The organism is Comamonas sp. MYb396, assembly GCF_037479555.1.
Lineage (GTDB): Bacteria > Pseudomonadota > Gammaproteobacteria > Burkholderiales > Burkholderiaceae_C > Comamonas.
In genome coordinates this window covers 225818-233467 of sequence record NZ_JBBGYU010000011.1, presented here as the reverse complement: position 1 = coordinate 233467, position 7650 = coordinate 225818, and the positions used below count along the sequence as shown (strand labels likewise).

Sequence of the window (7650 nt, the reverse complement as noted above, 5' to 3'; positions counted from 1 at the left end):
TCTTTCGAGTCTGGCAGCTTTGCAAGGCATCGTGCTGTCGATAGACGCTATTGTATAGGCGTTTTCCCGAGGCGTCACGCAGTTGGCGAAAATTTCTGATTGGACAGCATCTGCATGACCTACCGATGACGATGCAAGACCATGGCAGCAGCAGACTCAGCGCCTGCCAGCGCCGATCCCCCTGCAACCGGGCCGCCGTTGGCGCGCACCCGATAATGGCGCCAACATGGCATTGATTACCTTATTAGACGCGCAACTGGCCTTTGGCCACGTTGCCTTACTGGACCACGCAGACTTCGCCCTGGAGTCCCAGGAGCGGGTTGGCCTCATTGGCCGCAATGGCGCAGGCAAGTCCTCGCTGCTGAAGATTCTGGCGGGCATGGAGAAGGCCGATGACGGCAATCTGCAATTGCAGAACGGCTTGCGCATCGCCTATGTGGCCCAGGAACCCAACCTGAACCTGGAGCACACGGTCTTTGAAGCGGCCTCTGACGGCCTGGCGGAAGTGACCGCCATCCGTGACCGCTACTTTGCCGCCGAAGACGGCGAGGACCTGGATGCACTGCAGTCCCAGATCGAGGCCTTTGATGCCTGGAACTGGGAGCAGCGCGTGGAAGAAACCCTGCAGCGCCTGCACCTGGACCCACAAGCGGTCGTCGGCAACCTCTCAGGCGGTGTGAAAAAGCGCGTGGCCCTGGCCCAGGCGCTGGTGCTGCGCCCCGATGTGCTGTTTCTTGATGAGCCGACCAACCACCTGGATCTGGACTCCATCGCCTGGCTGGAAGACCTGCTCAAGGAGTTCAAGGGCAGCATCATTACTATTACCCACGATCGCTCCTTTCTGGATGCGGTCGCGACCCGCATTGTGGAGCTGGACCGTGGCCAGCTGCGCAGCTACCCCGGCAACTTTGCGCAGTACGTCGTGCAAAAGCAGGAGCAGTTGGCGCAAGAGTCGGTGATCAATGCCAAGGCCGATAAACTGCTGGCCCAGGAAGAGATCTGGATCCGCAAGGGCGTCGAAGCCCGCCGCACGCGCAGCCAGAGCCGGATCGAGCGGCTCAAGGTGATGCGCAACGAACATGCCGCACGCCGCACCGCCCAGGGCAGTGTGAAGATGGACATTGCCTCGGGCACGGGCAGTGCCTACCAGGGCAAGATCGTTGCCGAGCTGACCGATGTCAGCAAGCGTTTTGGCGACCGGACCATTGTGCGCAACTTCAGCACCACGGTGCTGCGCGGCGACAAGATCGGTCTGCTCGGCCCCAATGGTGCGGGCAAAACCACCTTGCTGAAGATGATTCTGGGCGAGCTGGCCGCAGACAGCGGCACGATCCGCCAGGGCGCCAATCTGCAGGTGGCCTATTTTGACCAGATGCGCGATGCCATCAATCTGGATGCGACCCTGGAGGACTTCATCAGCCCGGGCAGCGAATGGATCGAGATTGGCAACCAGCGCAAGCATGTGAAAAGCTACCTGAGCGATTTCCTGTTCTCGCCCGCACGCGCGCACTCGCCAGTGCGTTCCCTGTCGGGTGGTGAGCGCAACCGCTTGCTGCTGGCCCGCTTGTTTGCCCGCCCCGCCAATGTACTGGTGCTCGATGAACCCACCAACGACCTGGACATCGACACCCTGGACCTGCTGGAAGACCTGCTGCAGCAGTACGACGGCACCGTCTTCCTCGTCAGCCATGACCGGACCTTTTTGGACAATGTCGTCACCAGCATCATCGCCGCCGAAGGCGATGGCCATTGGCGCGAGTACGAAGGCTCGGTGCAGGACTGGCTGATCCAGTCGCGCCGCTCGCGTGAGATTGCCGAGCAGCGCGATGCTGTGCAAGCCAGCAAGCAGGCCAAAGAGACCAAGGCCGCTGCAGCCGCCCCCGCGCCAGCGCCCGCTGCGGCAGCCGCACCCAGCGCACAGCCCAAGCGCAAGTTGAGCTACAAGGACCAGCGCGACCTGGATACCTTGCCGGCCCGCATTGCCGAGCTGGAAGCCGAGCAAAAGGACATCCAGGCCAAGCTGGCCGATGGCAGCCTCTACACCAAGGACTACGGCCAGGCGATGCAGTTGCAGCAGCGCGATGCGGCCCTCGAAGAGCAGCTGCTCGAAGCCTTGATGCGCTGGGAAGAGCTGGCCAGCTGATCCGGCGCCGCGCTGCGCTGCTCCCTCAGCGGCTCAGCGCGGCATGGGTTCGGCCTGCGCAAACTCGGCACGCACCCGCTGGTAGACACGCCAGAAGCTCGGGTCCTGCGTACAGGCATAGTTGATGCGCATCAGGGTGGACGGCTGGCGGCTCGCATGAAAGAGGCTGCCCGGCGCAATCAGGTAGTTTTCATCGAGCATGCGCTGGGCCAGCACCTCGGTATCCATGCCGGTATCCACCCAGCCGAACATGCCTGCGGGCTCGGTAACAAAGCGGCAACCAGACTCCAGCGCCAGCGGCACGCTGTGCTTGCGCGCCTGCACCAGATGGCTGCGCATGCGCTCGATATGGCGGCGCAGCTGGCCGTTTTCCATGCACAGCGCCATCGCGCGCTCCATCAGCGCCGGGCTGGTCAAGGTCGACAGCAGCTTGGTGTCCAGCATGCGGTCCACCAGATCGGGCGGCGCCACCATATAGCCCACGCGCCAGTTGGGCGCCAGGATCTTGGCAAAGCCGCTTACATAGATGCTGCGTTTGAGGCCATCGAGCACGCTGAGCCGCGTGGCATGTTCGGGCGCAATATGGCTGTAGGTGTCGTCCTCGACGATATAGAAATTGAAGGCCTGCGCCAGCTGCAGCACCTGGTGGGCGGCTGCCGGATGCAGGCTGTAGCTGGTGGGGTTGTGCAGCACGCTGACGCTGACATAGAGCTTGGGCGCATGGGTTTCGCAGTAATAGCGCATGACGGCCAGATCCGGGCCATCGGGCCCGCGCGGCACCGGCAGCACCTGCATGCCCAGCGCCGCCAGCCGGGCAAACTCCACCGACCAACCAGGCTCCTCCACCATCACCGCATCGCCCGCCTTCAGCAAGGTGCGGCTGACAATATCCAGCCCCTGGGTGGCGCCCATCGTGGTCATCACCTGCTCCACCCCCACCGGCAAGCCCAGCTCCTTGAGCCGATCGGCCAGCAGCGCGCGCAGCAGCTCATCGCCCATCGGCGCGCCGTAGCTCCAGTGCATGGCATGCAGTGCGTCCGAGCCCACGACCTTGCGCAGCGCCGATTGCAAAAACTGGTTCTGCAGCCATTCGGGCGGGAACATGCCGGCCCCCGGCTGCGGGTGCGTGGCCTTGTGCATCATGCCCCGGATCAGCGAGGTCGCATTGATGCGGGCAGAGGCGGCCGGCAGCGACAGCGATACCGCATCCTTCAAGGTCTTGTCCTTGGCCGCAGGCGCGGCGGGCTGCGCGGTGAGCACGGCCTTGGCCACATAGTCACGCACATAAAAGCCGCGCTGGCGGCGCGCCTCCACCAAGCCCTGGGCCTGCAGCAAGTCATAGGCCGCCACCACGGTATAGGGGCTCACGCTTTGCTGGGCAGCGCAGGCCCGCACCGACGGCAGGCGCGCGCCGGCCGGTAACAGGCGCGAGCGGATGCGTTCGGCAAAGCGCGCCGCCAGTTGCTCGGTCAGGGTATGGGTGGTATCGCGGGTCAGCATGGCAAAAGACAGAGATGTACTGGTTTTGGCACCAATACAGTTCATGGTATTGATTTTCTGTCTGTACTGTAACTGTATTGCTATCAACGCTACATTATTTTTTGGCCAGCCTGGCCCAGAGGACCAGACTGTCCCCGCCGCAACCGGCCCGCGCCTTCGCGCCACCGGAATGCCGCAGCGGCAGGGCATGATGGGATCCCCCAAGGGCCGTAGATACGATCACCATGACAACGACCATGACCGCCGTAGAGTTCAGCGCATTTCTGGTACTGGCCACGGCCATGAGCTTTACCCCCGGGCCCAACACCACGATGGCCGCAGCCATGGGCGCCAACTGGGGGCTCAAACCCGCGATGCGCTTTGTCTGGGGCGTGCCCCTTGGCTGGGGCGCCCTGCTGCTGCTTTGCGCCAGCGGCGTGGGCGCGCTGGTGATGGCAGCGCCCGCCCTCAAAGGTGCTATCAAGGCGGTCGGCATTGTGTACCTGGTCTGGCTGGCCTACAAGCTCAGCCGCAGCGGCCGGTTGGCTGAGGCCCAAAACGGCCATCTGCTCGGTTTTTGGCAGGCCGTGGGCTTGCAGTTCGTCAACGTCAAGGCCTGGCTGTTGGCGCTGGCCATTGTTGCGGGCTGGATTGTCGGCTTTCAGGATGCGCTGATGCGCCTGGCCATCGTGCTGCCGGTGATGCTGTTTTACGCCTTTGCCAGCAACTTTCTCTATGCCTCGGTCGGTGCGCTGCTGCGCAGCTGGCTGGCCCAGGGCCAGCGTCTGCTCTGGTTCAACCGGGCCATGGCGCTGATCCTGGTGCTGACGGCGGCATGGATGGTCAAGGCCTGAGCCTGCAGGTAACAAAGTCTGTGCCGATGCCCGCAAGCCCTCTACCCATCAGACAATCAAAGCCCCTCTGGCAGGCCCGAGATAAGGCCTGCCCCGCAAAGAATCATGCAGGCCAAAAGCCTGCCGGCAGAGGCCGCCCGCCGTGTGCCATCCCAGACGCCCGGCCCCTGCCAATACCCCAACCTACGGTGGCGCTGCGCTGCATCCACCCCGGCCAGGGCGCTGTCGCCCCGGCCACCTGCAATGAGATGAGGAAATGATGACGAACTGGACCCTGGCCAAACGCGCCGCCAGCATGAACCCCTCGGTGATCCGCGAGATCCTGAAAGTGACCGAGAAGCCCGGCATCATCAGCCTGGCCGGTGGCTTGCCCTCCCCCAAGACCTTCCCGATCGCGGCCTTCAAGGAAGCGGCGGACAAGGTGCTGCTGCAAGACGGCGCCTCCGCGCTGCAATACGCCGCCAGCGAAGGCTATGCGCCGTTGCGCGAGTTTGTGGCCAAACAGCTGCCCTGGGACGTCAGCCCCGACCAGGTGCTGATCACCACCGGCTCCCAGCAGGGCCTGGATTTGATGGGCAAGATCCTGCTCGACGAGGGCAGCCGCCTGCTGGTGGAGACCCCCACCTATCTGGGCGCCCTGCAGGCCTTTTCCCCCCAGCAACCCCAGGTGGTGGGCGTGGACAGCGATGACCAGGGCGTGATCCCCGACGATCTGGTGCGCAAGGCCGGAGAAGGCGCGTACAAGGCGCGCATGGTCTACCTGCTGCCCAACTTCCAGAACCCGACCGGCCGCAGCATGGACGACGCCCGCCGCCAGGCCGTGGTGGACCGCCTGGCCACCTTGGGTATTCCGTTTCTGGAAGACAACCCCTACGGCGACCTCTGGTACGACCAGGCGCCCCCTGCCCCGCTGACCGCCCGCAACCCCGAGGGCGGCGTGTACCTGGGCTCCTTCTCCAAGGTGCTGGCACCCGGCCTGCGCCTGGGCTATGTGGTGGCGCCCAAGGCCGTCTACACCAAGCTGCTGCAGGCCAAGCAGGCGGCCGATCTGCACACGCCCACCTTCAACCAGCGCATGGTGGCCGAGGTGGTGCAAAGCGGCTTTCTGGACCAGCATGTGCCCACCATCCGCGCGCTCTACAAAAAGCAGCGCGATGCGATGCTGGCCGCGCTGGCTGAGCATTTCGCGGACCTGGATGTGCAGTGGACCACGCCGACGGGCGGCATGTTCCTCTGGCTGCGCATGCCCGAAGGCATTGACACCGTCGCCATGCTGCCCGCCGCCGTCGAGCGCAATGTGGCCTATGTGCCCGGCAGCGCCTTCTATGCCAGCCAGCCCGACAACCGCACGATGCGCCTGTCCTATGTGACGGCCTCGGAAGAGCAGATCCATATCGCCATCCGGGCGCTGGCCGATACCGTGCGTGCCACGCTGGCAGCCCGATAAGCCAGCTGGCCTGATCGCCAGAGCGCCAGTCCGCATGGCAGGCACTCTGGCCACACCACCACGCAGCCCGCCTGTGCGCGGGTCGCAAGCCAATCCCAAGGAAGAGACATGCTGAAAATCTGGGGCCGCATCAGCTCGATCAATGTGCGCAAGGTCGTCTGGGCCGCGCAGGAAGTGGGCGTTGCCTTTGAGCGCATAGACACCGGCGGCAAGTTCGGCGGCACGCAGACGCCGGAGTACCTGGCCCGCAACCCCAATGCCATGGTACCGGCCATCGAAGACGGCGAAGGCGCCATGCGGCTAACCCTGTTCGAGTCCAATGTGATCGTGCGCTACCTCTGCGCCCGCTACTCACCCGGCGTGCTCTACCCGGCAGCGCTGGCCCAGCGCTTTGACGCCGAGCGCTGGATGGACTGGCAGCAAACGACGATGAACCCCGCCGGGCGCGATGCCTTTATCCAGCTGATCCGCACCGCCCCCGCGCAGCGCGATGCGCAAAAGATTGCCGCCTCCATCGCCGCGATGGAGCCCTTGCTGCAACTGCTGGACCGCCATCTGGCCAGCCACCCCTACTTGCAAGGCGCGCAGTTCGGCATGGCCGATATCCCCATCGCCTGCGAGGTGCACCGCTGGTGGAACCTGCCCGCCGCCGCCTACCAGCGGCCCCACTACCCGCATGTGGAGCGCTGGTTTGCCGCGATGCTGGCCCGCCCGGCCAGCCGGGGCGTGCTGGATATCACGATCGAATAAGCGCCACCCAACCCGCCCCGCAGCGCGCCACAACGGCGCGCCATGCTCTTTTTTGCCCAGCAAGACCCAACCACCATGCAGCCACGCCGCTTTGCCCAGCTCGATGTATTTGCCGACCATGCCCTGCAGGGCAATGCGCTGGCCGTGGTGCTTGATGGCGAGGGCCTCAGCGACGCGGCGATGCTGGACTTTGCGCGCTGGACCAATCTGTCCGAAACCACCTTTGTGCTGCCGCCCACGGCCGAGGGGGCCGCCGCTGGCGCCGATTACCGCTTGCGCATCTTCACCCCGGCAGGCGAGCTGGCCTTTGCCGGCCACCCGACCCTGGGCAGTTGCCAGGCCTGGCTCAACGCCGGCGGCAGGCCACGCCAGGCGCAGCGGGTGGTGCAGGAATGTGCCAAAGGCCTGGTCAGTATCCAACGCTCGGCTGCTGCCGGATTGGAGGGCCTGGCCTTTGCAGCGCCGCCACTGCTGCGCAGCGAGGTGCCTGCCGGTGTGCAGGCGCAGGTGCTGGCCGCCCTGGCACTGCAGGCCAGTGACCTAGTCGCCACGCAGTGGCTGGACAATGGATCGCGCTGGATGGGTGTGCTGCTGCGCGATACGGCGGTGCTGCCGCGCGCCCAGCCCAACGCGGCCGCGCTGCGCGCGCTGGGCGTCAAAGCCGGCCTCTGCGCCATCCACACACCCAGCAGCGGCGCGATTGCGGCAGAACCTGTGCTGGAAGTGCGTGGCATCACCTTGACCGCCCACGGCATCGCCGAAGACCCGGCCACCGGCAGCCTCAATGCCAGCCTGGCCCAGTGGCTCAGCGCAGCCGGCCATATCGCTCTGCCCTACTGCGTGCAGCAAGGGACGGCCATCGGCCGCGCAGGCCGCATGCGCCTGGTCGCCGATGCGCAAGGCCAGATCTGGGTGCAGGGGCGGGTACACAGCGTGGTCACCGGCCAAGTCATTCTCTGAATACCGAAGAAAGGAAG

6 protein-coding genes are annotated in these 7650 nt (G+C 65.1%); 5 read left to right on the top strand and 1 reads right to left on the bottom strand.

Going from position 1 to position 7650, the window contains the following annotated elements:
- Window positions 1–226 precede the first annotated feature (226 nt).
- A complete protein-coding gene (locus tag WH265_RS22345) occupies window positions 227–2143 on the top strand; it encodes an ATP-binding cassette domain-containing protein (RefSeq protein ID WP_339559696.1) in 1917 nt (638 codons plus the stop codon).
- 33 nt (window positions 2144–2176) lie between these two features.
- Here WH265_RS22345 and WH265_RS22340 read toward each other — a convergent pair whose 3' ends face one another.
- Window positions 2177–3643, bottom strand: a complete 1467-nt coding sequence (locus tag WH265_RS22340) for an aminotransferase-like domain-containing protein (protein WP_339559695.1) — start codon at window positions 3641–3643, stop codon at window positions 2177–2179.
- Window positions 3644–3879: 236 nt separating this feature from the next.
- Here WH265_RS22340 and WH265_RS22335 point away from each other — a divergent pair, with 236 nt between their 5' ends.
- The 4 genes from WH265_RS22335 to WH265_RS22320 all read left to right on the top strand — a co-directional run bounded on the left by WH265_RS22335 (window position 3880) and on the right by WH265_RS22320 (window position 7633).
- Window positions 3880–4476 carry a LysE family translocator gene (locus WH265_RS22335; RefSeq protein ID WP_021029023.1) on the top strand — a complete coding sequence of 199 codons (597 nt, stop codon included), beginning with the start codon at window positions 3880–3882 and terminating at the stop codon, window positions 4474–4476.
- 259 nt (window positions 4477–4735) lie between these two features.
- On the top strand, window positions 4736–5923 hold the full coding sequence (locus tag WH265_RS22330) for an aminotransferase-like domain-containing protein (protein ID WP_339559694.1): 1188 nt from the start codon (window positions 4736–4738) through the stop codon (window positions 5921–5923).
- Between the two features lie 108 nt (window positions 5924–6031).
- Window positions 6032–6673, top strand: a complete 642-nt coding sequence (locus tag WH265_RS22325; RefSeq protein WP_339559693.1) for a glutathione S-transferase — start codon at window positions 6032–6034, stop codon at window positions 6671–6673.
- 42 nt (window positions 6674–6715) lie between these two features.
- Complete coding sequence (locus WH265_RS22320) at window positions 6716–7633, top strand: PhzF family phenazine biosynthesis protein (protein ID WP_339559692.1); 918 nt, start codon at window positions 6716–6718, stop codon at window positions 7631–7633.
- Window positions 7634–7650 lie beyond the last annotated feature (17 nt).

What these genes read in the sequence shown, in the direction of transcription:
- WH265_RS22345 (WP_339559696.1), top strand. Translation starts at nt 227, where the DNA reads ATGGCATTGATTACCTTATTAGACGCGCAACTGGCCTTTGGCCACGTT.
- WH265_RS22320 (WP_339559692.1), top strand. Translation starts at nt 6,716, where the DNA reads ATGCTCTTTTTTGCCCAGCAAGACCCAACCACCATGCAGCCACGCCGC.
- WH265_RS22335 (WP_021029023.1), top strand. Translation starts at nt 3,880, where the DNA reads ATGACCGCCGTAGAGTTCAGCGCATTTCTGGTACTGGCCACGGCCATG.
- WH265_RS22325 (WP_339559693.1), top strand. Translation starts at nt 6,032, where the DNA reads ATGCTGAAAATCTGGGGCCGCATCAGCTCGATCAATGTGCGCAAGGTC.
- WH265_RS22340 (WP_339559695.1), bottom strand. Translation starts at nt 3,643, where the DNA reads ATGCTGACCCGCGATACCACCCATACCCTGACCGAGCAACTGGCGGCG.
- WH265_RS22330 (WP_339559694.1), top strand. Translation starts at nt 4,736, where the DNA reads ATGACGAACTGGACCCTGGCCAAACGCGCCGCCAGCATGAACCCCTCG.